The organism is Streptomyces sp. NPDC012935 (assembly GCF_042900345.1).
Classification (GTDB): Bacteria; Actinomycetota; Actinomycetes; order Streptomycetales; family Streptomycetaceae; genus Streptomyces.
The window spans coordinates 67,032-93,129 of record NZ_JBIBBC010000018.1 but is presented as its reverse complement, the minus strand read 5'-3'; the positions used below and the strand labels follow the sequence as shown (position 1 = coordinate 93,129).

General features: G+C 69.8%; 21 protein-coding genes and 2 pseudogenes. 15 read left to right on the top strand and 8 right to left on the bottom strand.

Going from position 1 to position 26,098, the window contains the following annotated elements; all coding sequences use genetic code 11:
* Positions 1-79: 79 nt before the first annotated feature.
* Together ACFY5C_RS33225 and ACFY5C_RS33220 are read right to left on the bottom strand one after the other, a co-directional pair.
* Positions 80-181 (bottom strand): annotated as a pseudogene (locus ACFY5C_RS33225) (FAD-dependent oxidoreductase); the annotation flags it as partial.
* 124 nt (positions 182-305) lie between these two features.
* Positions 306-1,403, bottom strand: coding sequence for a MerR family transcriptional regulator (locus tag ACFY5C_RS33220; protein WP_389451421.1), 1,098 nt, complete (start codon positions 1,401-1,403; stop codon positions 306-308).
* 165 nt (positions 1,404-1,568) lie between these two features.
* Between ACFY5C_RS33220 and ACFY5C_RS33215 the strand changes: the two genes are divergently transcribed.
* From ACFY5C_RS33215 to ACFY5C_RS33195, 5 genes are all read left to right on the top strand, one after another.
* Entirely contained in the window at positions 1,569-2,192 is a 624-nt protein-coding gene (locus ACFY5C_RS33215; RefSeq protein ID WP_389451418.1) for an RNA polymerase sigma factor, read from the top strand.
* A gap of 119 nt (positions 2,193-2,311) precedes the next feature.
* Positions 2,312-3,154, top strand: a complete 843-nt coding sequence (locus ACFY5C_RS33210; protein ID WP_389451415.1) for a DUF4397 domain-containing protein — start codon at positions 2,312-2,314, stop codon at positions 3,152-3,154.
* Positions 3,155-3,634: 480 nt separating this feature from the next.
* Positions 3,635-3,895, top strand: a complete 261-nt coding sequence (locus ACFY5C_RS33205; RefSeq protein ID WP_389451412.1) for a hypothetical protein — start codon at positions 3,635-3,637, stop codon at positions 3,893-3,895.
* Positions 3,896-4,255: 360 nt separating this feature from the next.
* A complete protein-coding gene (locus tag ACFY5C_RS33200) occupies positions 4,256-4,930 on the top strand; it encodes a hypothetical protein (RefSeq protein WP_389451409.1) in 675 nt (224 codons plus the stop codon).
* A 416-nt stretch (positions 4,931-5,346) separates the two neighbouring features.
* Positions 5,347-5,799 carry a VOC family protein gene (locus ACFY5C_RS33195; protein WP_389451406.1) on the top strand — a complete coding sequence of 151 codons (453 nt, stop codon included), beginning with the start codon at positions 5,347-5,349 and terminating at the stop codon, positions 5,797-5,799.
* Between the two features lie 266 nt (positions 5,800-6,065).
* Here the strand turns inward: ACFY5C_RS33195 and ACFY5C_RS33190 are convergent, their stop codons facing one another.
* On the bottom strand, positions 6,066-7,406 hold the full coding sequence (locus ACFY5C_RS33190) for a ferric reductase-like transmembrane domain-containing protein (protein ID WP_389451403.1): 1,341 nt from the start codon (positions 7,404-7,406) through the stop codon (positions 6,066-6,068).
* A gap of 304 nt (positions 7,407-7,710) precedes the next feature.
* On the opposite strand from ACFY5C_RS33190, the gene ACFY5C_RS33185 reads away from it, so the two are divergent.
* The 3 genes and pseudogenes from ACFY5C_RS33185 to ACFY5C_RS33175 all read left to right on the top strand — a co-directional run bounded on the left by ACFY5C_RS33185 (position 7,711) and on the right by ACFY5C_RS33175 (position 9,662).
* Positions 7,711-7,977, top strand: a complete 267-nt coding sequence (locus tag ACFY5C_RS33185) for an SAM-dependent methyltransferase (RefSeq protein ID WP_389451400.1) — start codon at positions 7,711-7,713, stop codon at positions 7,975-7,977.
* 90 nt (positions 7,978-8,067) lie between these two features.
* Positions 8,068-8,425 (top strand): annotated as a pseudogene (locus ACFY5C_RS33180) (hypothetical protein); the annotation flags it as partial.
* Positions 8,426-8,612: 187 nt separating this feature from the next.
* On the top strand, positions 8,613-9,662 hold the full coding sequence (locus ACFY5C_RS33175) for a glycoside hydrolase family 5 protein (protein ID WP_389451397.1): 1,050 nt from the start codon (positions 8,613-8,615) through the stop codon (positions 9,660-9,662).
* A 92-nt stretch (positions 9,663-9,754) separates the two neighbouring features.
* On the opposite strand, the gene ACFY5C_RS33170 is transcribed toward ACFY5C_RS33175, so the two are convergent.
* A complete protein-coding gene (locus ACFY5C_RS33170; protein ID WP_389451394.1) occupies positions 9,755-10,984 on the bottom strand; it encodes an MFS transporter in 1,230 nt (409 codons plus the stop codon).
* 325 nt (positions 10,985-11,309) lie between these two features.
* Here ACFY5C_RS33170 and ACFY5C_RS33165 point away from each other — a divergent pair, with 325 nt between their 5' ends.
* The 3 genes from ACFY5C_RS33165 (at position 11,310) to ACFY5C_RS33155 (ending at position 16,537) form a co-directional block, all read left to right on the top strand.
* Entirely contained in the window at positions 11,310-13,505 is a 2,196-nt protein-coding gene (locus ACFY5C_RS33165; RefSeq protein ID WP_389451391.1) for a DUF4139 domain-containing protein, read from the top strand.
* Between the two features lie 4 nt (positions 13,506-13,509).
* The gene (locus ACFY5C_RS33160; protein WP_389451388.1) at positions 13,510-15,069 is read left to right on the top strand and encodes a mucoidy inhibitor MuiA family protein; all 1,560 of its coding nucleotides are present in this window, start codon (positions 13,510-13,512) and stop codon (positions 15,067-15,069) included.
* Between the two features lie 280 nt (positions 15,070-15,349).
* Positions 15,350-16,537, top strand: coding sequence for a type III polyketide synthase (locus ACFY5C_RS33155; RefSeq protein ID WP_389451386.1), 1,188 nt, complete (start codon positions 15,350-15,352; stop codon positions 16,535-16,537).
* Between the two features lie 42 nt (positions 16,538-16,579).
* Here ACFY5C_RS33155 and ACFY5C_RS33150 read toward each other — a convergent pair whose 3' ends face one another.
* The 3 genes from ACFY5C_RS33150 to ACFY5C_RS33140 form a co-directional block, all read right to left on the bottom strand.
* On the bottom strand, positions 16,580-18,745 hold the full coding sequence (locus tag ACFY5C_RS33150; RefSeq protein ID WP_389451383.1) for a SpoIIE family protein phosphatase: 2,166 nt from the start codon (positions 18,743-18,745) through the stop codon (positions 16,580-16,582).
* Positions 18,746-19,064: 319 nt separating this feature from the next.
* Positions 19,065-20,783: an acyl-CoA dehydrogenase family protein gene (locus ACFY5C_RS33145; protein ID WP_389451380.1), complete on the bottom strand. Its 1,719-nt coding sequence runs from the start codon at positions 20,781-20,783 to the stop codon at positions 19,065-19,067.
* Between the two features lie 78 nt (positions 20,784-20,861).
* Positions 20,862-21,428, bottom strand: coding sequence for a PadR family transcriptional regulator (locus tag ACFY5C_RS33140; protein ID WP_389451378.1), 567 nt, complete (start codon positions 21,426-21,428; stop codon positions 20,862-20,864).
* 178 nt (positions 21,429-21,606) lie between these two features.
* Between ACFY5C_RS33140 and ACFY5C_RS33135 the strand changes: the two genes are divergently transcribed.
* From ACFY5C_RS33135 to ACFY5C_RS33125, 3 genes are all read left to right on the top strand, one after another.
* Positions 21,607-22,728 (top strand): YihY/virulence factor BrkB family protein, encoded by a 1,122-nt coding sequence (locus ACFY5C_RS33135; RefSeq protein WP_389451375.1) that lies wholly within the window; start codon positions 21,607-21,609, stop codon positions 22,726-22,728.
* Between the two features lie 132 nt (positions 22,729-22,860).
* Positions 22,861-23,274, top strand: coding sequence for a DUF3662 domain-containing protein (locus tag ACFY5C_RS33130; protein WP_389451372.1), 414 nt, complete (start codon positions 22,861-22,863; stop codon positions 23,272-23,274).
* Positions 23,275-23,656: 382 nt separating this feature from the next.
* On the top strand, positions 23,657-24,139 hold the full coding sequence (locus ACFY5C_RS33125) for a hypothetical protein (protein ID WP_389451369.1): 483 nt from the start codon (positions 23,657-23,659) through the stop codon (positions 24,137-24,139).
* A gap of 461 nt (positions 24,140-24,600) precedes the next feature.
* Here the strand turns inward: ACFY5C_RS33125 and ACFY5C_RS33120 are convergent, their stop codons facing one another.
* On the bottom strand, positions 24,601-25,344 hold the full coding sequence (locus ACFY5C_RS33120) for a class I SAM-dependent methyltransferase (RefSeq protein ID WP_389451366.1): 744 nt from the start codon (positions 25,342-25,344) through the stop codon (positions 24,601-24,603).
* Between the two features lie 326 nt (positions 25,345-25,670).
* On the opposite strand from ACFY5C_RS33120, the gene ACFY5C_RS33115 reads away from it, so the two are divergent.
* Positions 25,671-26,081 (top strand): hypothetical protein, encoded by a 411-nt coding sequence (locus tag ACFY5C_RS33115; RefSeq protein WP_389451363.1) that lies wholly within the window; start codon positions 25,671-25,673, stop codon positions 26,079-26,081.
* Positions 26,082-26,098: the final 17 nt, after the last annotated feature.

Below are 26,098 nucleotides of genomic sequence, written 5' to 3'. Positions count from 1 at the left end.
CTCCCGGATGCACGCAGACCGCTCACGGATGCACCCAGACCGCACCTGGATGAACGCAGACCGCACCTGGATGAACGCAGACCGCACCCGCTTGCCGCGGCCTCAACCGCGCTGGTCGTCGATCCAGCCGGTAGCCGTCCCGCCGGTCTGTGCGCATCCGGCCTCCGATGCCATCGGACGCGGCCGGCAGCCTGGCTCAGTGCGGTGACCAGCAGTCATGAGGTCCGGTTAAGGAATGGCCGGACCGCCCCGCTCTCTTCGTGGCCAACCCCCACATCGCCTCTTCGGACCGCCCGAAGTGCACTTCACCCCGGCATCAGCGACTCCACCGCCGCCACGGCCTCCGCCAACCCTGTAGGTCGCGGCAACAGACCGGGCGCCCTATGGCCGGCCCAGCCGGGCCCGAGAGTCAGAACCGCCGGTCTCCTGCGAGCACCTCGCATCCCCCACTCCATGGCGGACACGTGTTGCGCCAGTGGCCAGCTGGCGGTCGTACGCGACTGCGCCCAGAGGCACACTGCGGACGGTCCGGTCCTGCGCACCGCCGCCACCAGCGACTCCGCGGGGACGGCCCCGCCGAACATGCGCACCGGAACGCCACGCTCGGCGAGTGCGGCGTCGAGCACCTCCAGCGGCAGCGTGTGATTCTCCCCCGGCACACAGGCCAGCAGCGTGACGGCGCCCGGCCGGTCAGCCACATCCGGCGGCGCACTGCGCCTCAGCGCACCGGAGACATGCCACGACAGGAAGTGTTCGACCTCGACGTATCGCTCGCCCGAACTCTCCCACTTGCGGCCGACCGCCTGCAGCGTCGGCATGATCACCTCTGTCCAGGCGGCGACGAGGCCGTGCTCCTCGATCGCGGCCGCCAGCAGCTGCTGCAGAGCGGTGGCGTCGAGGCGCAGTGCCGCGCGGGCAACCCCCTTGCACTCCTGGCGGACATTGCCCAGGCGAAGGCCGCTGCCGGCCTGGCTGTGCCCGCGGGCCGCCGGTCGTGGCGTCACGGCGGCGGGCCGCGGGACCTGGTCGCTCTTCAGCGGCCCTGCGTCGCGCGGAGGCTTCCCATCCCTCAGCGGCTTCCCGTCGCTGATCGGCTCTTCGTCGCTCAGCGGTTTCGCGTCGTTCAGCGGCTTCGCGTCGTTCAACGGCTTCTCATCGCGCGCCAGGCGCGCGGCTTCGGCGGGGGGAAGCCCCGTCGCCGTCAATGCGCACATGCGCTCCAGCCGAGCAACGTCCGCGGGTCTCCAACGGCGATGCCTGCCGCCTGTGTGGGCGTCGGGGCCGAGGCCATAGCGGCGGTCCCACGAGCGGATCGTGGTGGGCGCCACCCCGAGCCGCCTGGCCACCTCGCCGGTCGTCAGTCCGGCCCCGCGCCCCGGGTCCGAGTCGTCGCTACCGCTCACACCCACAGTGTACGACGCACAAACGACGCGTGTTGCTTGCGTCGTTTGTGCCGCCAAGGCTGGAAGTCGCGCGCCGGGCACCACGGCACGCACGGCGACCCGTACGGCTCGCCGGACTGTCCGCCCCACCCCTGGCACATGACGAACGGCAGGAGGAACCGGGTCATGAGCACGAAGACGCGATCAGCCCCCTCCCTCGCGTCAGCCGTCGGCACCGCGCCACCGGAAGAGACCCGGTACGAGGACGAGCTCGCCCGCGGCCTGCAAGCCGCCGACGAGGACGCCTTCGCGGCGATCTACCGACGCTGGGGCTCTCTCGTCCACACCATGGCCACTCGATCGCTGGGCGACTCCTATGAGGCCGAGGACGTCACCCAGCAGGTGTTCATCGGCGCGTGGCGCGGGCGCGCCGGATTCCATCCGGAGCGCGGCCCTCTGGGCGCCTGGCTCGTCGGCATCACCCGCCGCAAGATCGTCGACGCACTGGCGGCCAGGACGCGGCGCCTGGCTCTGATCGACGCCGAAGCCCGCAGAGCCGGAGCGCCGCTGCCCGACGGTCGGTCACCGCACGACGTGGTGGACCGTGTCCTGCTCGTGGACGAGCTGTCGCGGCTGCCCCGGCCCCAGCGACAGGTGTTGTGTCTTGCCTTCTACGACGACCTGACCCACGCCCAGATCGCCGAGCGGACCGGCATGCCTCTGGGCACCGTGAAAAGCCATGCCCGGCGCGGCCTGCACCGTCTGCACCGGGCGCTCGAACAAGGCCGCGCCGAAGGATTGGACGCATGACCGGACGCATAAGACGGGCCGGCGCAACGGCTTCGCCCGCATCCGTCTCGGCGCCGGCGCAGGAAACAGGGACGAGTCCTCACACTCAGTGGCCCCACTCCCCCGAAGGGATGTTCCCCATGACCTCCCGGCTCCCCCTCGCCATCGCCGCCACGGCCGGTACCTGCGCACTGGCGCTCGGCGTCACCGCGCCCGCCCTGGCAGCCGGCCCCGCCAACACCGACGACAAGGCCATGGTGTCGGTCTTCCACGGCGTTCCCGGGCTGACGGTCGACGTCTACGCCAACGGCAACGAACTCCTCAGCGACTTCGAACCCGGCAGCGTCGCCGCCCCCCAGTCCCTCGACGCGGGCACCTACGACATCCAGGTCTTCGAAGCCGGCAAGGGCCCCGACGGCACACCGGCCATCGAAAAGCAGGTCGAGGTACCCGCGGGCGCGAATGCCACCGTCGCCGCCCACCTCTCCGCCGACGGCAAGCCGCAGCTGACGGCTTTCGTCAACGACGTGTCGAACGTCCCCGCAGGCAAAGCACGGCTGACCGTACGTCACGTCGCCGCCGCACCCACCGTGGACGTCCGGGCCAACGGGCAACCGGTCTTCAAGAACCTCGAGAATCCCAAGGAGGCCACCTCCGACGTCGGCTCCGGCACGATCTCCGCCGACGTCGTGCTCGCCGGCACGGACACCGTCGCCGTCGGCCCGGCCGACCTGAACCTCAAGGAGGGCACCAGCAACGTCGTTTACGCCTGGGGCAGCGCCGACGACAAGAACCTGGCGCTGAAGACCCAAACGTTCACCGGGATCGAATCGCCCCCCAACCCAGTGCACGCGGGCGGCAACGGCGCCGCCCTCGCCCTCGATTCCTCCAGCCAGTGGCTGGCCTGGGCTGCCGTAGGCGCAGTGCCGTTGACGGCGACGGGCGTCCTGGCGGCCCGCCGAGTCGCCGGCCGGCGTGACTGACGCCGCCCGACGGCTGACCGGCCTTGCGGTGACAACTGCCGCACTGACAGCAGTACTCGCCCTGCAGTTGTCACCGTGGGGTCCGGCCTCGCGTCCTGCCGACCTCGGACCCGCCCCGTCCCCACCTGTTCAGGAAGCCACATCAACGCGGCCTGAAGACGCCTAAGAGCGCCGCCCTGAACGCTCGCGCCACGCGCCACCGCCGCAACGTGTTCAAGTACCCGGCGTCGGCATCGACGCGGCGATACGTCCGGTCCGCGTGGACGAACATGGCGCCCTCTCCATCCCCGGCGATCCCACGGTGGCCGTCCCACCTTGATCACCTGCGCGCTGTTGTGCAGGCCCAGGCTGGGCGGCTACCAGTCCGGTCTCATCGTCACCGCCAAGCCTCCACGGCCCTGAGACGGCGCCAAGCACCCTGTCGCTGCGTGCAGAGCCGGAATCGGCGACAAGACAGAGCAAAGGGAACCGGAGGGTACGGTGGCACACCTCGAGCCCGCGCGTCTGGTGGAGCTGGCACTGGGCAGCGCCTCGCTCAGCGGGGACACCGATGCCCAGCGGCACGTCTCCACGTGCTGCCACTGCCGGGAGCAACTGCAGCGGATGACACGGGTGGTGGTCCTCGCCCGCAGCGTCGACACAGCCGATCTGCCAGTCGCGCCTTTGGGTCGCGTATGGCAACGGATCGCTCAGCAGCTGTCGCAGACCACGGAGTCGACGCAACAGCCGCCCGGCGAGTGAGAAGCGTCGGTCCGTCCGGCGGTGAGGGCGACATTTCCACTGGTCAGGCACGGCACCGGTGATTCTGTTCGCAGCGTTCCTCGGCTACGAAATCCGGTTCGGCCCCCAGCCCGCCGGGCTGCCCACCCGGCCTACGAGTGAGTGCCGTCTGCTGGGTCTGCCCCACCTCCAGGGCGGTGGCGGCCACTGCGTCGGCTCCGCGATCGCTGCGGTTGGCCGGCCATGCCGTCAGCCGGGCAGTCGACGAAACGCCCCCCTCGCCCCCGCATAGCCACCTGCGGCAGGCTCTTGGTCGAACTCACCCGTGCCACCACCGGCGGGCCCTGCAATCCCATCGAAAACTGAGGTCACACTCAGGGGATGAGAGAACTCAAGGCTGTTGATGCCGGGACGCCGCATGCGCAGTTCCTGGCAACCGAGCACTGGAGTCTGCTGGCGACGCGCAGCATGACGTGGCAGGAGATCTTCAGCCGAACCGGCACGTATCTGACGGTGCTGTCCGCCGCGGTGGTGGCACTCTCGCTGGTCGCCAACGCGACCGGGTTCGGGTCCGGGTTCACGACGTTCGCGTTGCTGGTGCTTCCGGTCGTCCTGCTCGTCGGGTTCGGTACGTACTTCCGGGTGATCGAGGCGGACATCGAGGACACCTGGCTGATCATCGGCATGAACAGGCTGCGGCACGCGTATGTCGAGCTCGCACCGGAGATCGAGCCGTACCTCATCGCGAGCCACCACGACGATCCGCCAGGGATCTGGACGACCTACAGTTTCCGCCGCCGGATCGGGGTGACGCACTGGCTGTCCGGCTCACCTGTCGTCGTCGGCATCATCAACTCCGTCGTCACCGCCGTTCTGGCCGCGGTGATCTGCGAGGCCGCCAGTGCCGGGGACACCCTGCGGACCGTGGTCGCCTCCGCCACGGCCATCGTGACCGCGGTCGTGCTGGGGTTCCTCGGCCTCCGCAAAGTGCATGAGGTATCCCGCAGCTATCAGCCGCGTTTCCCCAGTGACGAAGCACGACGGTCGGCGGATTGAGGCGGCCGGAGCCCTGGTCCTCGACCGCATGTGGACGTCCTTCAGATCGGCACGCCGACCGTAGCGGGCGGCCAGGGGCCCGACCAGCGGCCCGAGGCCGGTCGGCCGCACGCGCACTTGCGGCGGCGCTCGATACGGCGCGGCCCGATCACGGTCCGGGAACGGGCCCTGCGCTCAGCGCACGCAGCGGCCAGCAGGATCGCCACGAACACGGTGTGTTCATCACGCCGCAGACCACCGCCTGACCGGTGCGATGCCGGCGACGGGCACTGCCCTGCCCGGCAACCCACGTCAGACACTGGCCGGCGCGGGGACGGCAGCCGGCACGGATAGCCCCTCCAGGCCGTGTTCATCCGTGTCCGCGGACACCCATCCACCACTATGGGAGAAATATCCGATCTACATGGAGGTCTTGCATGCACCGTGACGGTCTCCCCGCCCCGGATTCCGGGCTCCTCCTCACCCACTTTCTGACGGTCGCCGACGTGGCCCGATCCCGCGCCTTTTACACCGACGTCCTCGGCGGCGAGGTCGTACTCGAGGAGAACCCCTGCATCGTCAAACTCGCCAACGGATGGATCATCATGAACCCGGGCGGCGGCCCCACCCCGGACAAGCCGGACGTCACCCTCCGCCCGCCCACCGACCCGACCACCGTGAGCAGCTTCCTCAACCTCCGAGTCGCCGACATCGAGTCATGCCACCGCCAATGGAGCGCGAAGGGCGCCGAATTCCTCACACCACCCATCGACCGCAAAGCCGAACTGCGCTGCTACCTGCGTGACCCGGACGGCTACCTCATCGAAGTCGGACAAGCCACCGGCATGCTCCACGGCACGTACGCCGACCCTCCCGCCCACACCAGCTGAATCCCCGGCGACCGAGGTGGTCCACTGCACGACGCAACAACCCAACCAGGCCCGACACCCACACGGAGCGTCGCGTCCGGCGGTGCCAGACGACCGGGCCGCGCACGAACTCGGCGCAGTCGGCCGCGGGACCACCCAGCGGCACCGGGGAGGTTTTCCCTCTTTGCCTGGTCCGCTACTGGTTGACGACACACGCGCCAGGACGGGCACGCGCCCGTCCACTCGCGTTACCCGGCGCGGACCTGCCCGTCCGGCCGACCTCCGAGTCAGGCCAGACCGAACCGCTCGGCGTGCACCTGCCGCGCCGGGACCTGCAGGTCCTGCAGGCCTGAGAGCACGGCCGTGGTCATGGCCGGCGGGCCGCAGACGTACACGTCGCGTTCGGTGATGTCGGGGACGAGCCGGTGCAGGCTGCTCGGGCCGAACAGCGCGACGCCGCCCTCTGCGGTCCTGCCGGTGAGCAGCTGCAGCCGTCCGCCGCGAGCCGCCACCAAGCCGCGGACCTCGTGCAGCAGCACCGCCTCGGCCTCGCTACGAACCCTGTACAGAACGACGACGTCGCCGGCCGTCTGCTCCTCCAGCATGGCCCGCACCGGCGTGATCCCCACACCTCCAGCGATCAGCAGCACACCGGGCCGGGTCCGATGCAACGAAGTGAACGCCCCGTACGGACCCTCGACGAAGGCGCGGCCGCCGACCGGCACGTTCCGCAGGCCGGCGCTGGCACTGCCCGCCGCCTTGGCCGTGAGACGCAGCCCCTGCCCGCCGGGCGCCGCCGACAGGGAGAAGGGGTTCGCCAGCCACCAGTGGTTGTGCCCGGGGAACCGCCAGATGCAGAACTGGCCGGCCCGAGCAGGGAATTTGTCGAGGTGTCGGCCGGTGACGTACACAGAGACCACGTTGTCCGACTCCGGCACTACGGCAGTGACGCGGAACTGGTGGTAGGCGTTGCGCCACAGCGGCATGGCCAGCCGACCGGTCAGCAGCGCGCCGAAGGCGAACAGCCAAAGGACCCACCAGTAGGCCGTGGCGAACGCGGAGGACGTGAACGTCGTCGTCTCCTGCAACTGGTGGACGAACGCCAGCCCCAGGGCCACGTACAGCAGCAGGTGCAGGCCGTGCCAGACCTCGTACTGCAGCCGGCGCCGCAGGGGCCGGGTGGAGATCACGGCGATCACGGTGATGATCGCCGCTGCGAGCATGCCCAGCAGCGAGGCCGGCACCCCGCTGAGCGCGACGAACGTCTTCCCCATCGACGCGTCGTCGAGAGTCGCGTAGCCGAGCACCACCAACGTGGCGTGGGTGAGGACGGTCCACAGCAAAGAGAAGCCGACCCAGCGATGCCACACCGTGAGCCGGTCCATCCCGATACGGCGGTCCAACCACGACAGCCGGGCCACCAGCAGCAGTTGGAACAGCATCAGCAGGGCTGCGTGCAGGCCGAAGAACTTGGCGACCGTGAGCACATCGTTCTTGCCCGCGCCGGCGCTGAAGAACAGCACCTCGACGATCACCACGTTGCCGATGACGAACGTCCACATCGCCCGGCGTGCCGCGTCCACTGGACGCATGGTGCCTGTCCGCACCGAGTTACTCGCCACCGTCATGATTCCCTCATCCCCCCATGGCCGCAGTACTCACGACCCGTGTGCACAAACCCCATGAAGACCGAGGAATTCGACTGAATGCGCACCTCGATCGGGTAAGGATACGGCGGGTGGACTCGATCCGTTCATGCCGGAACCTTCCGATCTGACCGCCATTTTGGAGTTCGGCGGCTGAGGCTCTCCTGTCAGGGGCACACTGCGCGCTTCCTGGGTCGAACCCTGCCCCGGGCGCCCTCGCTCTCCCCAACTCCTGCCGCTTGGTTGCTCCTTGACCGCCGAATCGGGCTGATCTGGAGGACATCGCGTGACCGGGATTCCCGCTGCGTCGACCGAGGCGCACAAGCGAATCAAGACCGACCAGCCGCACACGGCCCGGATCTGGAACATCTGGAACGAGCACGGCACGCCGAAGCTGACCCAGCGCACGCCGGCCGACATCGCTCGGTTCTTCAACGGGCTGGAGCTCCTCGATCCGGGCGTCGTGTCCTGCAATCACTGGCGGCCGGATGACGGCGAGACCGTTCTGCCCGCCGAGGTAGCCATGTTCGGTGGTGTGGGGCTCAAGGCCTGAGCGCGTTCGGCGTATTCGGCCGGGGAGCAGGAGCGGCTGCCGAGGAGCCCGCGCGCAATGACCATCGCGTTTGCCGGGCAGGGCAAATGATCGCAGTCCTCCGCGACGGACGGAACACCGTCGGTGGTGGGCGGCAGAACCGCGACAGGGGCACCGGCAGCAAGCCGGACTCCGTCAACCAGGGCTCGGGCACCACCGGCGCGGCACCGGCGTCCCGGCCGACGAGCGGCTCCTGTACAAGGTTCCCGTCTTCCGCTCCGGCGCATCCACGACCGACAACTCCCTGATCAGCTGGGGAAGCAGCCTCGTGGTCGAGAACAACTACGGCTACGAGAACGTCGGATCGCTCAGCTTCGGACGGAGCCTCGTCGGCCCCGACGGCACCGCGTACGTGGGCGTCTTCAACGGGCTCACCTCCGTACACGAATTACCGGGCCGATTACCGAGCGCGGACGTGGCGGGGCCCGGCTCAGAGCCGCCTCGCGATCACGTATGCGAACCCCGACTCTGTGAATGCCGTAGCAATTGTGGATGACGACAGGGCTCTTGTAGCCCAAAGAGGGCTCTGCTTTCCTCATTAGGAAAGTTTCCTATCAATCACTCACATGAACGAGGTTCATATGAGGGCATCACGTATGTCGCTATGGAAGGGCGCGGTAGCCGCCGCGCTCGGCAGCGTCCTGCTGCTTCTGCTCAGCGTCATCCCGACCGGCTCCGCCCGAGCGGCCGGCACCGAGCAGCGTGCCGCGGCCGCCACGCCGGTCTCGATCAACGGACAGCTCAGGGTCTGTGGCACCAAGCTGTGCAACAGCCGCGGGAACCCCATCCAGTTGCGGGGCATGAGCACCCACGGCACCCAGTGGTACCCGCACTGCCTGACCAGCGGCTCACTCGACGCCCTGGCCAGCGACTGGAAGGCCGACGTCCTGCGCGTCTCGACCTACGTACAGGAGGGCGGCTACGAGACGAATCCTCAGCACTTCACCAACCTCGCGAACTCCCTCATCCAGCAGGCGACCGACCGTGGCATGTACGTGATCGTCGACTGGCACATGCTCACCCCCGGCGACCCCCACGCCAACCTGAGCAAGGCCCGACAGTTCTTCACCGACATCACCAACCGCAACAAGGACAAGAACAACGTCCTCTATGAGATCGCGAACGAGCCCAGCGGCGTGAGCTGGCCGCGGATCAAGAGTTACGCGGAGCAGATCATCCCGACGATCCGCGCCATCGACTCCGACGCTCCCGTACTGGTCGGAACCCGCGCCTGGTCCTCGTTCGGTGTCTCCGAGGGCGCCAACGAGTCGGAGGTGGTGAACAACCCGGTCCGGGCGTCCAACATCATGTACACCTTCCACTTCTACGCGTACTCGCACCGCGACGAGTACCTGGCCACCCTCTCCCGCGCCGCCGACAAACTCCCGGTGTTCGTCACCGAGTTCGGCACCCAGAACTACGCCGGCGAGGGCAGCAACGACTTCGCCATGTCGCAGCGCTACCTCGACCTCATGGCCGGCAAGAAGATCAGCTGGACGAACTGGAACTTCTCCGACGACAACCGCACCGGCGCCGCCTTCAAGACCGGGACGTGCGACAGGTCCGGCCCCTGGACCGGCACCTCGCCGCTGAAGCCCGCCGGAGTCTGGATTCGTGAGCGCATCATGTCGCCGGACAACTGGTAACGGGCGAACGTGAATGAGCGTGACCGTACCGGTGGCCTGTGTGTCTCACACAGGCCACCTCGCCCGGCGACACGACGCCGTCGCCTGCCGGGTCATCCCTTCGCCGGCGTGGTGGGTGCCGCTTCCGTCGGGGTTTCCGCACCGGATGACGTGACCACTTCGGAGTTCCCGGTCCGCCGACCGCCGCGGTCCATGAGGCCGCCCGTGAAGGCCAGGCCGAGACCTGCGACGGCCAGGGCGGCGCCGACGAGGTTCGGTGACGCCCAGCCCCAGCCCGCGGAGATGGCCAGGCCGCCGAGCCAGGCGCCACCCGCGTTGGCCAGGTTGAAGGCGGAGTGATTGGAGGCCGCGGCCATCGTCGGAGCGTTCCTGGCCTTCGCCATCAGCAGCATCTGGACGGGGGTGGTGATGAAGGCTCCCATCGCGCCGATGAAGGTGATCGTGACCAGGGCCGGGACGGTGCTGTGGACGGTGAAGTAGAACGCCACCAGCCCGGCGGCGAGCAGGGCAAGTCCCGCATACAGAGTGGGGCGCAGGGCGCGGTCGGTGAGGGGGCCCGCGATCAGCGTGCCGACGGTCATGCCTACGCCGTACAGCGCGAGGACCAGGGTGGTGGACGTGTCGGAGATGCCCGTGAGGTGTGTCAGCATCGGCACGAGGTAGCTGTAGACGGCGAAGAAGCCGCCGAACCCGACCACTGCCGTGGCCAGGCCGATCGCGACCTGCCTGTTGCCCATGGCCCGCACCTCGTGCCGGATGCCGGCCTGCTGACCGCGCGGCTGGTGCGGGACGAACGCGGCCAGTGCGGCGAGCGCGACGAGCCCGATGACGGCGACCGCTCCGTAGGCGGACCGCCAGCCCAACTGCTGGCCGAGCGCGGTGCCGACCGGCACGCCGATGATGTTCGCGACCGTCAGACCGAGGAACATCTTCGACACGGCGCGGGCCGCGCGTTCGGGGGCGACAAGCCGGGAGGCGACGACGGCACCCACACCGAACAGCGCCCCGTGCGGCAACCCCGCCAGGAACCGCGCGGCGAACAGCAGCCCGAAGTCCGGGGCGAGCGCGGAGGCGATGTTGCCGACCACGAACAGTCCCGACAACATCAGCAACAGCCGCTTGTGCGGTATGCGTGCGCCGATGCCGGTGAGCACGGGGGCGCCGACGACGACACCGAGCGCGTACGCCGACACGAGGTTGCCGGCGTGGGGCACCGACACCCCGATCCCGTCGGCGATCTGGGGAAGCAGCCCCATCGTGGCGAACTCGGTGGTGCCGATGCCGAAGGCGACAACGGCAAGGGCCAGCAGAGCCAGAGGCATGGTGCGGGAGAACCTTTCGAAGACAGCGGTCCGGGGACGAGCAGGACGAGGGAGCAGAGAAGGCCGAGGTCGGGGGGACACCCACCTCGGCCGGCCGCGTCGAGCACCGTTGCCCAGCGCGCCCCCACACAGGGCGAGCCCATGAACAGTGCAGCAGCGGCCGGAGACCGCACATTCCAAGATCGGGGCGCATCTTGACGTGACCTGTGTCATGCCGCCTCGGCGGCGCCCACCGGCACCGGGAAGTCAGCCGGTCGAGGCTTGGGGCGGCCTGGGCCTGGGCGTAGGCTTCGGGCGCGGCACGGACACAACGGGGGCGGGCAGTATGGAGTCTGGGGAAGCGCAGCGCTGGGAGTCGTCGCTCGACGCCGTCTTGGTGTACGCGCAGGGTGCCCTCTGTACCCGGGTGGCGCGGGGCGCCGTGCCGGCGGACGGCAGGGTGCGGGTGACGGGACTGCCCCGTTCGATGGACCCGGGCTCGCTGCGCGCGAGAGTCGTCGGCGACCTCGGCGTACGCGTCACCGAGGTGCGTGTCGAGGTGGATGCCGAACCCTCCGGCACCGACGCGGCCGACACCTTGCGGCACGAGATGGAGAGGCTGCGCGACGCCTGTGGCGCGGCACAGGGCCGCCGCGACCGGCAGCTGGGCCTCATCTCCGAAGTGACGGCGCTGCGCCCGGTTCCGCCGACCCGCAAACGCGAGGACCCTCCCCGCCGTACGCCCGCCGACGCGTGGCTGCGACTCGCCGAGTTCGTCGACGAGCGGCTGCGCAGCCTGCACGTCCGGCTCGTCGAGCTGGAGGAGGAGGTGCGCCGTGTCGAGCACGAACTCTCCATGGCCACGGACCAGTGGATCCGCGCCTCCACCGACGTGCAGTCCGCGCAGGTCGAAACCACGGTCGTCGCGGTCCTGACACTCGCCGGAACCGGAACCGGAACCGGCACTGTGGAACTGGAGCTCGAGTACGGTGTGCCGGGGGCCGTCTGGGTCCCCGCCTATCGCCTTACCCACCGTCAGGGCGACGACAGCGGCACCCTCGTACTGCGTGCCTCGGTCGCCCAACGCACCGGAGAGGACTGGGCCGGGGTCCGCATCGGTTTGGCCACCGCGGATCTGCGGCGCCGCACCGACCTGCCGAGACTGCGGTCCATCCGGGTCGGACGGCGGCAGCCCTCCCCCGCGCCCTCCGGCTGGCGCGAGCCCCCTGTGGGCCTCGACGATCTCTTCTCCGGATACGACGCGGCAGGTCCCCGTCCTGTTTCCGCCGCAGCGCCTGTGCCGGTGGCCGCGCCCGGGCCCCTCCCCACGCCGCCGGTACCGCAGGGGTACGCCTCGCCCGCCGTGCCCGCGCCCGTGCCCGTCCCCCAGCCGCCGGCATCGCTCGGATACAGCATGCCGCCCGCCGCGCCCGGTCCCGTCCCTCCTCCTCCGCCGCCGCCGGCACCGCAGGGATACGGCCTGCCGCCCGCCGCACCCGCTGAGCCCACAGGCTTCGCCGGTGCTCCGCCGGCACCGTTCGACGCCGCCGGTCCGGCCTCGGCGAGGCCGAGGCCGTCGGGAAGACCGAGCGGCGGGTCCGGTCCCGCGGCCAGGGGCGTCGCCGCTCCCGCCGCAATGGCTCCGGCGGCTGCGATCCAGGCGGGCCCGCCGTCTCCACCGCGGTCCTCGCCGTTGGCGGCCGGTCCGCCGCAGCCCAGCGGCGCGGAGCTCGACTACGCCGCGCTCTTGCTGTCCGGCGCCGAGGAGAACGACGGCCGCCGGGGCAGGCTCTTCCCCCACGCGCCCTACGACGCGGTGGCGGACGAGTACCGCCGACGCGCCGACGCGGTGTCCATGCTGCCGTTGCCCGGACACGCCGTGCGGCCCCGCGAGTCGGCGGGCTCCTTCGACCACCGCTACGACGCCGTCGCCCGCGCCGACATCCCCTCCGACGGCACCTGGCACACCGTCACCGTCACCGACATCCCGGTCGGCCTGCGCACCGAGTACGTGTGCGTGCCGTCCGTGGAGCAGACGGTCTACGCCACGCTCGTGCTCTCCAACGCCACCGACCAGGCCCTGCTCGCCGGACCGGTCGAAGTCACCAGCGACGACGACTTCCTGACGACCGCCGCTCTGCCGACGCTCGCTCCAGGCGGCGTACGCCGGATGGGGCTCGGGCCGGCCGAGGGTGTCCGGGTCACCCGCCGCACGAACCTGCGCGAGTCGACGTCGGGTCTGCGCAACAACACAACTGTGCTCGCCCACCAGGTCCATGTGGAACTGGCCAACCGACTGGCCCATGCCGTTACCGTCGAGGTCCACGAACAGGTTCCGGTCACCACCGAACCGGACGTCCGGATCGAGGAACGGGCCGACTGGACAGCGCCCGATCAGGACAGCGGCCCCGACCGGCACGCCCCGGGGACCCGCGTCTGGCGAGTGGACCTGCCCGCCGGCAGCAGCACCGCCCTCGACGGCGGCTACGACATCCGCGTCCCGGCCGCCAAGGCCCTGGTCGGCGGCAACCGCAGGAGCTGACCCCATGCCCACGGACACCCGGCCGATCCCCCTGCCCGTCACAGCCGTCACCTGCCTGGAGGACCGCGCCCATATCGAGCGGTCCGCCGAACTCGACCTGGGTGTAGGCGTTCAGCGACTGCGCCTCGGCCCGATCAGCGCACTCGCCGTCGACCGCACTGTGCACGCGGAGCTGACGGGCGACCACCGGGCGACCGTTCTCGACGTGCGGATCGTCCGCACCTGGACACCTCGGGCGCCGCTGCCCTGCGCCGACGACTCCGCCCTGCGCATACGGATGCGCGCGCTCGAAGAGGAGCAGCTCACTGTCGGCCACGCACGCGACCGGCTGCGCGCCCGCCTCGACCTCCTCGGCCGGCTCGCCGCCGATCTGCTGCGGGACATCGCCGAAGGGACCGGCTACGGGGAGACGGACGAGACCCGCTGGACCCGCGAACTGGACCGGATCGACGCAGAGCGCGACTCGTACGCCGAACAACTCCGCGCCGCCGAAGCAAGGTTGACGACACTCTCCAGAGAGCTGACGGAGACCCAGCAGGCCTTCGACCTCGCCGAGGAGCAGCCCGCCGAACTGATCGGCCATGTCGAGCTGACCGTACAGGCCGCAGTCGCCGGACCGGTCCGGCTGCGCCTGACACACCTCACCTCGTGCGCTCTGTGGCGCCCCGCCTACCGGGCCGTACTCGACGAGGACTCACTGTCGCTGGAGACGGACGCGATGGTCTGGCAGCGCACCGGCGAGGACTGGTCGGACGTACGCCTCACGTTGTCGACGGCCCGCTCGGCGCTCACCACCGATCCGCCGCAGCTGACCGAGGACCGTCTCACCCTCACGGAACGCTCCGCCGCGGAGCGCCGCACGGTCGACGTGGAATTGCGCGAGGAGGAGACCGCGGACCTCGGGCCGGCCCCGGTGCTCGGCCTTCCTGGAGTGGACGACGGCGGCCGGACGCGTGTGCTGCACTCCCCCGCGCCCGTCCGCGTCCCCGCGGACGGGCGCGCCCACCGGGTGCCGCTCACCGCTGTCACCGCCGTCGCGAGAAGCGAGTACTCCTCCTCGCCCGAACTGTCGCCGCTGGTCACCCAAGTCGTGCGGTTCGACAACGTCTCCGGCCACGCGCTGCTGGCCGGGCCCGTGGACCTGGTCCGCGGCAGCGGGTTCACCGGCCGCGGCACGCTGGCCTTCACCGCACCGGGTGCCCCTGTCGAGCTCGCCTTCGGCAGCCACGACGACTACCGGGTGATCCGGCAAGCCGAAGAGTCCCGCGACACTGCGACGTTGAGCCAGCGAACCTTGATCACCCGCACGGTCCGGCTGCATGTGTCCCGCTTCTCCGCGCCCGGAGAACAGATCGAGCACGTCGTCACCCTTCGAGAGCGGATCCCGGTCTCCGAGGTCTCGGCCGTGGAGGTACGCCTGCGCAAGGAAGCCTGCGCCCCGGAGCCCGATGCGGTCGACGCCGACGGCATCGCACGCTGGGACCTGCAGCTGGCGCCCGGCGGACATCGCACGGTCACGCTGGTCTACGAGATCTCCGCGAGCGGCAAGGTCGCGGGACTGTGAGCGACATCCCATCTGGCTGACGGTAGGTCAGCACTTTTCCTTCAAGCGCTCTGAGGGTGCCGGCGAGTCAGTGGTGTGTGCCGTGTCACGCGTTCCAGTCCGCGCCTAAGTTGTCTGCATCACAGCGTAAATGTCCTTTTAGACCCATGCTCGGTCGGACACGAACTCCCGAAGTGGAGCCCATTTGCATCGTCTTGGGCGCGAAGTTCCAGCGTGGCCCACGACACAGCACCAGTCGCCCTCCCTCGCTCCCCCGTTCCCTCTTGGAAGGTGCCTCATCATGGCCGCATACCTCTGTCCTCCTGCCGTGATACACGGTGAGCACGCCGTGAAGACCAGCCAGATCGTGGCGGAGGTGAGCGACCGGCACCCGCGCGCGGCGTGGGCGCCGCGGATCGACAGCATCGCGGCCAGTACGGGCATCGAGAACCGCGGGTGGATGCTGCCGTTGGAGACCGCCGTCGCGCCCGGCAGCGGCAGCAGCCTGGACGCCGTCGGGATCGAGCCGGCCCAAGAGGCGCTCATACGCGACGGGTTCACTCAGCAGGACGTCGACCGTGTGATCGGCACCCTAGAGTCCATACCCGCACCGCAGACCGTCCAGGAACGCACGGCCCCGGCCTGGGAGGCCGTGCAGTCCTACGGCGAGCGTGCGGCGCGCGGGGCGCTTCAGGCGGCCGGGCTGGACGCAGCGGACGTCGACTGCCTGATCACCAGTCACTCCACCACCCCGGCGCTGCCCGGACTGGACGTTGCCCTGGCCAACAAGCTTCCGCTCCGCAGCGATGTCATGTTGCTGCCGGCCACCCAGTGGGCCTGTATCGCGGGGACCCGCTCCTTGGCGCTCGCGGCGGATCTCGTGGCCGCAGACCCCGACCGGGTGGTCCTGGTCGTCATCGCGGAGGCGCTGAGCACGACCTACCAGCCCGCAGACGACACCCTCGAGTCGCTGATCGTCCGGTTGCTGTTCGCGGACACGGCGGTCGCCGCGGTGGTCACGGGCCGCCCGAGGCCCGAGGCGGTGCTGCGGCTGGACGCCGCCTGGAATCACACCCTGCCCGGCACCCAGGACCTGCACCGCCTGGAGACACGGGCGGACGGCACCCACTTCGTGATGGACCGGCGCGGACCGCGCGCCGTGCAGGAGACGGTCACGGCCATGTGGGACTGGCTGCGCTCGCGTTACCAGGACGACCCCCACTCCTGGCACCCCGACGTGCTGCTCGCCCACCCCGGCGGAACCCGGGTGCTGGAGTACATGGAGCAGACGATGCCCGACGCGTGGCCGTCCGGGCTGCTGGACTACAGCCGGGAAAGCTACACCAGCGGCAACCGCGGAGGCGCCGCCGTGTTCGACATCCTGCGGCGGGCGCATGACGCCGGGAAGCAGAAGCCCGGAAATCGCGCCGTTCTGTACGCTGCGGCACCCGGTCTCACCGCCACCGCCCTGGAAGGACAGTGGCTGTAGCGCGCCGCGCAGGCCTGTCGCGTCCCCGATGCGGGAGTCGCTTCACCTCGCGACTTCTGCCCAGACGACCTTCCCGGTGTCCGTCCACCGCACCCCCCACCGGGTGGTGACCCGGTGCACGACGCTCAGGCCACGGCCGCCGTCGTCGAGCAGGTCGCCCCGCTTCAGGCGTGGCCTGCCGTTGCCGGTGTCGCCGACCTCGCACAGCAGGCCGTTGCCGGCCCTGATCAGCCGCACCGTGATGGGACCGGCAGCGAAGCGGACCGCGTTCGTGACCAGCTCGCTGACCAGCAGCACCGCCTTCTCCCGGGTGTCGTCCCTGGTCCGCCACTGCGTCAGCAGCGCGAAGACCTGAGCTCGGGCACGGGCGGGGGCGTCGTAGCGGGCGGCCAGGCGCAGGGTCGCCGTGTCCCCCTTGCGGTAGCCGATCATCCGCGCGAGCAGCAGGGTCACATCGTCGCGCTGCCGCACGGGAGCCAGCTCGGAGACGACGTGCCGTGCGGCCTGCTGCAGGGCGTCCCAGGGGTGGACCGTGGCCACGGCGGCCGCCAGCCTGTCGATGCCCTCGTCGATCGACAGGGCGGGATCCTCGACCAGGCCGTCGGTGTAGAGAGCGAGCAGGGAGCCCGGGGCGGCGACGAAGGTGTGGACGTCGAACGGCTCCCGCAACGCGAACTCGGCGCCCAGGCCGGGGTGAGGCCGCAGCTGGAGCGGACCGGCGTGCCCGTCCGGGGTGATCAGGACCGGGGGGAGGTGGCCGGCGCTGGACAGCGCCACCTGGTGGCTGACCGGGTCGTAGAGGGCGATGCAGCAGGTCGAGCCGAGGGCGCTGTAGCCGGCCGCCAGCCCTGACTCCGCGTCGTCCAGCAACGTCACGGTCTCGTCCAGGTGCTCCAGCACCTCGTCGGGGGCGAGACCCGCGGACAGCAGCGCACGGGCCTCCATGCTCAGCTGGCCCATGGTTGCGGCAGCTCCCAGGCCATGCCCGACGACGTCACCGACCACGAGCGCGGTACGGCCGTCCGGCAGCGGAAAGCTGTTCACCCAGTCACCGCCGACGCCCGCGCTGTCGGGGGTGGCGGGCTGGTAGACGCTGGCGATCTCGATGGTGTCGCCGCCGGTCCGGGGCAGGAGCCGGCGCTGCAGTGCCAGCACCTGCGTGTGCTCTCGCTGGTGCTGGCGAGCCAGGTCGACGTGATGGGCGGTCCTGGCCACCAGTTCCTGCAAGTCGAACAGCTCGCTGTCCCGGAAGGGGCGGTCCGCCCGCCGCCAGACCTCCGCCACGCCCAGTACGACGGGCGGCGCGCCGTCCAGGACCAGTGGTATGCACGCCACGCCGGCCGACCGGTCGACGGGCACGAGGGCACGCACTACTCGTGGGCTGTCGAGCACCCGCTCGACCGCCTCCCGGTCGGGTATGACGATGGTCTGCGGAGCATCGTTCTGCAGCACCGCCTGCGCCAGCAGGCGACTCGCCTCGCTGGGGAGGTCGGCGCCCGGTGTCACATAGCCCTCGGGCCATGCCCGGTCCGGCACCAGGGCCGCCCGCCGCAGTCGGATGCGCCTCTGCACCTGCCCGGTGACTCCCTCACCCGTCCATACGGCGAAGTCGAGGTCGACGGCCGCCACGTCTCCCCAGGCCAAGAGGGACTCAGCGAGCGACTGCGCGGTCTCGCCGATGTCCAGCGAGGTCCCGATCGCGGTCTCGGCAGCGTACAGGTGCAGCCTCCTGGCCATGGCGATCATGGAGACCGTCAGGCCCTCCTCAGGCGCCGCAGCGGGCAGGATGCTCAGCGAGACCACGAGTTCCGACCCGTCGCTGCGGCGCAGGCGCTGGATTCGGGCGACATGCGCCTCACCGCTCTCCACGACCTGGCGCAACCGTCGTGTGACCGTCGGAACGTCCCAGGGGGGCAGGAGATCGACGAATGGTTTCCCGGGCACGGCGTCCAGACCCGCGAAGACGGGGGCGTCCAGATTGCAGCGGGTGATGATCAGATCGCGGTCCACCAGGACCGCGCCGAGGATCTGCTCCTGATGGCTCGCTGCCGTGTTGTCCGGTGCGGGGTGGCGCGTGGTGCGGTCGCCCTGCTCGTCGGCCGGCCCGGCAGGTCCGGCGGCCGCTCCACCGCGGGGGATGTAGCGCCCCAGGGCCTGGCTGACCAGGTGGAACGCCGACGAGGATGAGCGCGAGGGTGTGGAGTCCATACGACTCTCTCAGCAATCCCCGGCGCAGCACCGGGGCCGTACTCGGACCGCGCGACGGGGCCCCGAGATCCCTGACCGCACACCTCATTGAATACCACCGGGGGTGGCTTCGCCCACACCTGCCCGTCGAGAGAGCTTTGCGAGAGGGCTCTGTGCGCGGGCATGACGAGACGTTCCGAATCGTCTCTGTTGGTTCACCTCGTGCACGGTACCCGCCGTGGCATGGGCTACGGCGGGTACGTGGCGACGTCGGCTGTACGGCGTTACTGCTCCCGGCGGCCCTGCCCGTCATGTGTCGACGGGCCCGCCAGGCGCACCGTCACGGGGCCATCTCGTACACCCCGGCCAGTGCCTCGACACGATCCCAGACGCGCGCCGAACGCGCCTCGTCGACGACGGGACGCCGGACGGCACCGAGCGCCCAGCGCTGCTGATCCGCAGTGGCGGAGTCCTTGCCGTGCAGCTCGACGGCGAACGCGGAGAAGTCGCGGACGAGGACGGAGAACAGCTCGTCCAGCACATCCTCGTCAAGGTCCGTCAGGCGGGCCTGCTCCAGGATCAGCTGGCCGTGCACCACCAGCGCGAACAGCTGGCCGACGGCGAGCAGAAGATCGAGGTCGCGGCTCTGCTCCTCGTCGGGGGCTGCGGTGGCGACGAACTCGCACAGGGCGTCGGCCTGTTCGCGGAATCGGGCGACGTTCGGCACGCCGGCGTAGGCGTCGTAGGCGGGGCGCCAGTCGTGGAAGCGCACGGCACCGAGGCCGCGGGCCGGTCCCTGCTCGAAGAGGAACGTGTCGTCGGCCGCGTCCGGGCGCGGCGGCACGGGCGCGAACTCGGCCGGGTTCAGGAGGTGGTTGCGCATGAACTTGAGGATCAGCGCGAGGTTGACGTGGACCGTGCCCTCGAGCTTGGGCAGCCCCCGGATCTCGACGGCGGCCTGGGCGAAGTACGTGTCCTTCTCGAAGCCCTTGGCGGCGATGACGTCCCACATCAGGTCGATGACCTTCTCGCCCTCCGTGGTCACCTTCATCTTCGTCATCGGGTTGAAGAGCAGGTAGCGGCGGTCGTCCGGCGAGGCGGAGCGGAAGTAGTCGACGGCGCGGGCGCTGAACAGCTTCATGCCGACGAGGCGGACGTACGCGTCGGCCAGCTCGCGGCGCACGTGCGGGAAGGCGGTGACGGGGCGGCCGTACAGGATGCGCGTGTGCGCGTGCGTGACCGCCTCGTACATCGCGTGCTCGCAGATGCCGATCGAGGCGGTGCAGAGGTTGAACTTGCCGACGTTGACGGTGTTGAGGGCGGCGTCGAAGGCCGCGCGGCCCGTGTGCAGGACGTCGTCCGGTCCCACCGGGTAGTTCTCGAGGCGGAACTCACTGACGTACTTCGAGGAGTCGACGACGTTCTTCACGAGGTGATATGCCGGGTGGCGGCTGTCGGCGGCGAAGAAGACGTAGCCGTCCGGGCCCTCGATGTCGGTGCGTCGGCCGAAGACCGAGACGAGCCCGGCGGCGTTGCCGTTGCCGATGTAGTACTTGGAACCCGCCGCCGTGAAGCCGCCGTTTCCGTCCGGCGTCAGCAGCATGTCGGTGGAGTAGATGTCGGCGCCATGGGTCTTCTCGGAGAGGCCGAAGGCGAACACCTCGCCCTGTGCGAGGAGTTCCGCCGCGCGGGTGCGAGCCGCGGCGTTGTCGCTCTGCCAGACCGGTCCGAGGCCGAGGATGGTCACCTGCCACGCGTACCAGTAGTCGAGACCGTAGAACCCGAAGATCTCGTTGAGAGCGGCGATCCGGGCCGTGTCCCAGCGCTGGTCCTCGCGGCCGGCGGCGGACGCCGGGGTGAGGAAGGTCGCGAACAGCCCTTCCTTGGCTGAAAACTCGAGGAACTCGGCCAGCCAGGCGCGGGAACGGTAGTCCTCGATGAGCCTGCGCTTGCCCCGGCCCTCGAACCAGTCGACGGTCGCACGCAGCAACCTGCGGGTCTCGGGGTCGAACTGTGCCGGGTCGTAGGTGCGCGGGTTGAAGAGCAGAGGGTCGGCCATGGAGGTCCGCCTTCCGGGGTTGAGGGTGAGGGGTGCAGAACTGAAGGTCGTGGAGCGCGAGCGGCCGTGGCCGACAGTTCAGGCGTGCGGGCCCGACGTACCGAGCCGACGGAGAGTGGCGAGTACGTCGTCGAGCCAGGCGACAGTCATGCGCTCGAACGCGATGCCGCCGCGCAGCACGACATGCTGCAGTTCCTGACCGGCGTCGAGCGGGGCCGGGGCCGCCGGGCCGGTGAAGTCGCGCAGTTCCCCAGCGAGATAGTGCGCCAGCCTGTCGCTGTGCACCTGCCGGTGCCGTTCGACTTCACGGATCAGCACGGACGGGTCGTCGAAGGCCGCGCCGCGGATCTTCACGGCGAGGTCGTGCCGGATGCTCTCCGGTTCGATCGATTCGTGCAGCCAGCGCGAGAGGGCCACGCGCCCGGGCCCTACGACGGAGTACTCCTTCTTGTCCGGCCGGGTCTGCTGCGGCAGCCCGCGGACGGCGAGCAGGCCCTCGCTCTCCATGCGCTTGAGGACGCGGTAGATCTGCTGGTGCGTGGCGGTCCAGAAGTATCCGATGGACCGGTCGAACCGCCGGGCCAGCTCATAGCCGGTGCCCGGCTTCTCCAGCAGGGAGACGAGGATCGCGTGCTCGAGCGCCATACCTCGATGTTTATATGCAACTCGTTGCATAGCCAAGTGGCGCCGCCCAGGTGAGACGGGGCTCACGCCAGGCAGTGGCCGTGCGCGCTGGAGCACCACCGGCTTGGCAACACCGCGCGGGTATCCCCCAGTCAGCTGCGAGCCGGGTGACTGCGTCGTTTGTGGTTACTCGCCGCGTATGGCGAAGCTCATGAAACCGGAACGCAGACGCGAGGACGCTCGCCATGGCCGTGGCCCCACACAGGGCCTCGGCGCGGGCGAACAGGACGCGGGCGAACAGGAGGAGCCCCCGGACAGGCCCGGCTGCACGAGCGAGCCGGAGCAGTTCGGTCCGGGTCCGGACGTGGAACGCAAGGAGCCGTCGGCACTCACAGAGATGCCGAGGAAGTCGTGGCGGGCGGTGCTGCGGGGCACGCTCAAGGAGTTCAAGGACGACGAGCTGACGGACCGTGCGGCAGCCCTGACCTACTACGGCATCCTCTCGCTGTTCCCCGCCCTGCTGGTGCTGGTGTCCCTGCTGGGAGTTGCCGGGCAGTCGGCCACCAGTGCGGTGCTGGACCACGTCCAGCAGCTCGCCCCGGGCGCTGCTCGCGACGTGATCCGCGACGCGGTGCACCAGCTGCAGGGCAACTCCGGCATCGGGTCGATCATGGCGATCGTCGGCCTGGCCCTGGCGGTGTGGTCGGCATCCGGCTATGTGGCGGCGTTCATCCGCACCTCCAACGCCGTCTACGACGTGCCGGAAGGCCGCCCTGCGTGGAAGGTGCTGCCGCTGCGGCTGGCCCTGACGATCGTGCTGGTGATCCTCGCTGCGCTCAGCGCCCTGATCGTGGTCCTCACCGGCGCCGTCGCCCGCCGAGCCGGGGACGTGCTCGGAGTGGGCGACACGGCTTTGACGGTGTGGTCGATCGTGAAATGGCCAGTCCTGTTCGTCCTGGTGACCCTCATGATCGCGATTCTGTACTGGGCCAGTCCCAACGCGAAGATCCGCGGGTTCAAATGGATCACGCCGGGCAGCTTCCTCGCCCTGGTCATCTGGATGATCGCCTCAGCCGGTTTCGCGTTCTATGCGGCGAACTTCGCCTCCTACAACAGGACCTACGGCACCTTCGCAGGCGTGATCGTCTTCCTGGTGTGGCTGTGGATCACGAACATCGCCGTCCTGCTGGGCCTTGAGTTCGACGCCGAGACCGCCCGCCAACGCGCCATCGCCGGCGGGTACCCGCCGCAGGAGGAGCTGTACGTCGAGCCGCGTGACACCCGCTCGTGGAACGAGGAAGACCGGGGCCGCTACGAGTAGGCAGTGCGGGTACTGCTGGTGATGGGGCGTCAGTCGAACGCACCGGGCTGAGCCGCGGCCACGTGCCGCCCTGATGACGAGTAAAGACGAGTGATTACGAGCGATTACGACGAAGAAGGAGTGACGAGCCAGATGAGCACGCTGACCGGATGGGAACGGGCTCTCGAGCGCGCCGGAGAGGCGCTTTGGGCACAGTTCTTCCGCAAGGACCCGGTCGAGTTGGTGGATGCGTTGCGGCGTGAGTGTGACAGCAATGCCGTCGTGTGCAGTCACAGCCGGGTCGTGGTCCCGAACGCGTACGACGTGGAACTGGCCGAACACGTCCACGACGAACTCGCCCGCAACACTGGCCAGGTGGGGCAGGTCCTCACCGACCGGCTGGCACAGTACGGCGAGCACCAGGGGTACGAATGGGCCGGACCATTGGCCGTGCACGTGACCAGGTCCTGCGACGTCCCGAACGGACGTTACCGCGTGACGAGCACGGTGATGCCCAACGTCAGCGCCGAGGGATTCCAGCCCGCCAACAGGGCAGACATCGGCTGATCCGGCGTGCCCGACCCGTCAGTCGCCCCGTGCGCTCTTGACGTACTCAACCTTGGTGGGCCCCTCGCCCTCAAGGCTGTTCCCGTGCCGATTCCCCGACGTCACGGCCGCTGGAGCGCCTTCGCCGTCAAGGCCGCGCATCCGGCGCTGACTCGCAGACGACGGGTCCGTGCTCTCACGCCGGCATCCAATGGTTCGCATCGGATTGACATCAGGTCAATCGCGGGCCGTCCCTTCGGACGTCACACGGCACGACACAGGGAGCGACGACGTGCCGTGGCGAAAGCGGCAGCTTGAACCACGGGTGCTCTCCCGTCTCCGTTTGACACGGTTCGGGCCGGTGGCATGGTGGTAGGCGGGGGTGAGGGTCAGGAGGTTCGGCATGGCATCCGGTTCGGCTTGGCGTTCCGCTGCGCGGCAACTGCCGCTCAGGCTCACCGTCGGTGCGTTCTTCCTGAACTCCGGACTGTCGAAACGCAACGCGGACGACGCCACCGCTGAGCGACTCCACCAGTTCGCCACCGGCACCTACCCCTTCTTGGGCAAGCTCGACGCCCAGAAGTTCACCCGGCAGCTCTCCGCCGAGGAGATCGCCATTGGCGCCGCGCTGCTCCTGCCGGTCATCCCTGCCGCTGTCGCGGGGGCCGCGCTCACCGCGTTCTCTTGCGGCACTCTCGGGCTGTACCTGCGTACCCCAGGCATGCGCCGGGAAGGCAGTCTGAGCCCCACTGAGCCGGGAACCGTGCTGGCCAAGGACGCCTGGTTGCTGGGCATCGGCATCTCCCTCATCGCCGAGGGCCTGATCGGCCGCCGGGGGCCCGGGGCCACCGCCCTGGGCTCTTGGCGCGGCATTCTGCGACGCTGATCAGGCCGGTCGTCGAGCCGTACCAGCGCCGGGTTCCGAGAGCGGCACCGTGGAAGGCGACTCGGAGGCGGCTCGGCATTGTCCGACGGATCAGGTACTCGCGCGAGCGGAGCTCGGGAGCGACTGGGCAGTTGCACCGGCACGGGCAGGTACCCATGCTCGGTGCGGGCCGGGGCCGGGCGGTCGGTCGGTCGGTCGGTCGGTGAGGAAGCGTGCTCCGTGGGTGCGGCCGGCACTGAGCCAGGTCACATGCCTGGCGGCGGGGGGACGACGCCACACCTTCCGAGGCGCCTCGAACGCCTCCGGTGCACCGATGCGGTGGCACCCCCGGGGGCATCGCCGCCCGCCTGCGGCGACGCGAGCTTCCTCACCGACGTCTACGAGCGAGCCTGCGCACTCCCCCAGGGCCATGCGCACGGCGAAACCGTAGTCGAGATCCCGCCGGTCAGCCGGTCAGCCGGTCAGGCAGAGCAGCGCAACATCTCCAGCGGCGGGTAGGCGAAAAAGTCTGCCCAGAAGTCCTCGCCGAACTCACGGATGCCGGCTTCGGCCACCTGCAATGGAACCCACTCGACCTCACTGAATCCGGCCGCCTGCAGACACTGCTCGTAGACCTCACGGCGCGGTGCAGTGGCGACGATACTGACGGGCCGCGGGTCGAGGAGAGCCGTGACCCGCACCCGCGGACCCGCCTCCATCTCCTCGCCGGTCGGCTCGCAGCGGAACCCGTACTTGTCCAGGGACGGACAGTCGAACCGGTAGTCGGGCTTCTGCCCGAGTACGAAGAACTCGCCACCCGGCACCAGACTCCGGTGGATGTTGCGGCACATCCGCTCCATCGCCGCGATGTCCTCGGCGTAGTTGAGACACTGCACTCCCACCGCGATGTCGAACGGCCGGTCGAAGGGCCGCAACTCGGCCACGTCACCGACTTCGTAGCGCACGCCCAGAGGGTCACGCTGCTCGAACTCCCGCGCGGCGGCGATCATCTCGACGGAGATGTCGACACCGAACACATCCGCGGCACCGCGCCGCTTGAACTCCCTGCTGTAGAAACCGGTGCCGCACGCCAGGTCAAGAACCGACCTGCCGCTCACGTCCCCGACCAAGCCCAGGAAGCTCGGCACCTCCCCATAGCGCGTCAGCGGCAGGGACTTGAACCCTTCGAATGCCTCGCCGATCTCGTCGTACTGCTGCACACTCACTGCTGCGCTCCCCTGTTCGTCGTCCTGTACAGGCCACGCCGGCCCGCCCGATCCGCAGGCTTGCCGGGGCGCGGTCGTGACAGACAGTCTCCTGCGCACCTGCTCGGCCGCCGTACAGACCGATGACACAAAGAAGTCAGCCCGTGACCGGGCAAACACCGGACACTCCTCCAGCAGACATGGCCCCATCTGCCTGCCCCCAACCGGGCGTTCCGCCTCCCTCATACGTCATATGCCCCGGTCGATCGGCCGGGTGAGGGACACCCGTTGCGCGGTAGCGGATGGTTCGGGGTTTCTTGCGGTGTACTGCGGTGGGAGGTGGACCGATGGTCGGGCGAGCGTGCTGTGTCGCCGTGTGCGTTCTGCTGACCGTCGGTGGCGTCGGCGGATGTGGCACGGTGGCCGAGCGGCGGGACGACGTGCGAAACGCCACGGCCGCGTTTCAGGCAGCGCTGGGTGCACAGGCGTACGACCGTGCGTGCGCCCTTCTCGCGCCGGGCACGCTCGAAGAGTTGGAGCAGTCGGCCGGGAGCCCGTGTGCTCAGGCGCTGCGTGCGAAGCGACCGACGCCCGGTAGTGCCGTGCGGCGGACGGATGTGTACGGCAATCAGGCGCGGGCGGTGCTCGCCGCCGACACCCTGTTCCTCTCCCACTTCGCCGCCGGTTGGAGGGTCGTGGCCGCCGGCTGCGAGCAGCGGCCGCAGGAGCCGTACCAGTGCCGGATCAAGGGCGGGTGAGGTGTGAGGGGCATGTT